This window comes from uncultured Lentibacter sp. (assembly GCF_937123735.1).
Taxonomy (GTDB): Bacteria; Pseudomonadota; Alphaproteobacteria; order Rhodobacterales; family Rhodobacteraceae; genus Lentibacter.
Map to the genome: position 1 here is coordinate 1 of NZ_CAKZKL010000022.1, position 2,610 is coordinate 2,610.

Consider the following 2,610-nt stretch of genomic DNA (forward strand, 5'->3'; position numbering starts at 1 on the left):
TTTTTGCCCGTCAATATCGCGTGTGATCAGCTCTCCTCGGGTTCGATCATGTATTTTGCAAAGAGGCTACTTTGGGTCATGAAAAACACGAAAATCGCACCTGTCAGGCCGAAGGTTTTGAACGTCACCCAAGCATCCGTGCTAAAGAAACGCCACATGATTTCGTTCAGGATGGCGAGCGTAAAGAAGAACATCATCATCCGGCGTGTCAGGATCATCCAACCTTCGTGCTTTAGAGCCAAGGCCTCTTCCATGACATATTGCATATAGCTGCGCCCCTGAAGAAGGCCGACGCCTAGTGCCCCGCCGAAGAATAGATAGATGAATGTCGGCTTCATCTTGAAAAACCGTTCGTCATTGAACCAGACGGACATGCCCCCGAAAACGATCACCAGAACGGCCGTCACAATCTGCATGCGCGACAGATGGCCTGTCAATTTCCACAAGATGCCTGTGGAGATCAGCAGCAACGGGATAAAGCACGCGGTCACGACAATGAAGCCGCCGTATTCGGTGCCGCCGATCATAAAGGTCTGATCTTTCATGCGACCGTAGGCCACAAAGAACAGAACCACCGGCCCCAGTTCCAGCGCCATTTTCAACCAGGTGTTGATCTTTTTCTTCTCAGCCACGGTCTATCACTCCTGTCATCCACCCATTTCCACTACCACAGCCCCCGCTGCGATCAATGCCATCAATGCAATCCGGCGCGGTCCCACCGCTTCTTTCAGCACCAACCACCCGATCAATGCCGCAAAAACGGTTGAGGTTTCGCGCATCACGGCGGCCTCGCCGACTTTGTCAAGACGCGTGGCCATCATGATCGAGCCGAAGCTGGCAAAGGCAATCAGTCCGCCAATGAAACCCCGCACCATCAACGGGCCGGGGGCTGGACGGTTCGGCAGATTACGCCAGCGCAAGTAGGCAAATGGCGGAAAGGCCAGGCCGTCGATAAAGAAAAACCACGCCAAAAAGGTGAACGGATTGGCTGTGGCGCGGATGCCATAAGCGTCATAGGTCGTATATACCGCCACAAACAATCCTGTGATGATCGCAAACAGCAAAGCTGCCCCCAAGGTGTCGCGGGCGGCGGTGAGAAACAGGTAGTTATAGAGCGCCAAGCCAAAGATACCGGCAAGCAGAAGCAGCACACCGAACCATTGGGTCAGATTGAACACCTCGCCGAAAATCAGATACGCGCCGATCACGGTAAAAAGCGGCCCCATGCCCCGCACCACCGGATAGACGACGGTGTAGGCGCCTTTTGTGTAGGCAAGCGCCTGCATGACTTTGTAACCGACGTGGATGACAAAGGCTCCGGCCAGGATGGGCCACATGTGAGGCTCGGGAAAGGGCACCACGAAAAACGCGAACGGTGCCGCCATCGCGCCGTAGCTGAAATCAATCGCCCCGCGGGTCAGCCAAGGATCATGTCGGCCTTTTTGAAGGGCGCCGAAAACAGCATGCAAAAAGGCAGCGACAAGCGCCAGTATCAGCGCAAGCTGGTGGCCTGCCTCGGTGCCTTCAAGAGAGATGAGCCAGTCGCTCAAACAAAGCGTAGCGGGGGCTGACTGCCCCCGCACCCCCGCGAGTATTTCCGGTAAGATGAAAGCAGGATCATTCTTGCAGGCCGGTCAACGCGGCTGCGAAATCTTCGGGGTCGAAGGGGGCGAGATCATCAATTTGTTCGCCGACGCCAATGGCGTGGATCGGCAGGCCGAACTTGTCGGCCAGCGCCACCAACACCCCGCCTTTGGCCGTGCCATCAAGTTTGGTCATCACGAGGCCCGAAACATCGGCCAGTTTCTGGAAGGTTTCCACCTGGCTGAGCGCATTCTGACCGGTGGTCGCGTCAAGAACCAACAGCGTGTTGTGCGGGGCTGTTTCGTCTTTCTTGCGGATCACACGCACGATTTTCGAGAGCTCCTCCATCAGGTCCTGCCGGTTTTGCAGGCGGCCTGCGGTGTCGATCATCAGAAGATCGGCGCCATCGGCCTCGGCTTTTGTCATGGCATCAAAGGCGAGGCTGGCCGGATCAGACCCCTCGGGCGCCGTGAGCACGGGCACGCCGGCGCGCGTGCCCCAGACCTGAAGCTGCTCTACGGCGGCGGCGCGAAAAGTGTCACCCGCCGCGATGACCACATTCTTGCCCGCTGCCTTGAACTGGCTGGCGAGCTTGCCGATGGTTGTTGTTTTGCCTGAGCCATTGACGCCGACCACAAGCACGACTTGCGGTTTGTTGGGGTAAAGCGGCATGGGCTTGGCCACTTCGCTCATGATGCGCGCGATTTCGGCCGCGAGAATTTCCTTGATTTCCTGCGTAGAGAGCTTTGTTCCGAAACGCCCCTCGGCCATATTGGCGGTGACGCGCAGAGCCGTGTCTACCCCCATGTCCGAGGCAATCAGCAGCTCTTCGAGCTGTTCGAGCATATCGTCATCCAGCACACGGCGCACCACAGACTTGGCCTCCGAGCGCCCCAAGAGACGGCCCAAAAGACCCGCTTTGGGGGCTGTTGCGGGTGCGTCCCGAGAGGGCTCTGGCTCTGGCTCTGGCTCTGGCTCTGGCTCTGGCTCTGGCTCTGGCTCTGGCTCTGGCTCTGGCTCTGGCTC

3 protein-coding genes are annotated in these 2,610 nt (G+C 57.8%); all 3 read right to left on the reverse strand.

Annotated features, from left to right (window positions below):
* Positions 1-26 precede the first annotated feature (26 nt).
* Positions 27-596, reverse strand: coding sequence for an inner membrane-spanning protein YciB (locus tag Q0478_RS05145; protein WP_298676853.1), 570 nt, complete (start codon positions 594-596; stop codon positions 27-29).
* Between the two features lie 51 nt (positions 597-647).
* Positions 648-1,550 (reverse strand): EamA family transporter, encoded by a 903-nt coding sequence (locus tag Q0478_RS05150; protein ID WP_298676851.1) that lies wholly within the window; start codon positions 1,548-1,550, stop codon positions 648-650.
* Positions 1,551-1,617: 67 nt separating this feature from the next.
* A partial coding sequence (ftsY, locus tag Q0478_RS05155) for a signal recognition particle-docking protein FtsY (protein WP_298676852.1) occupies positions 1,618-2,610 on the reverse strand: 993 nt, incomplete at its 5' end.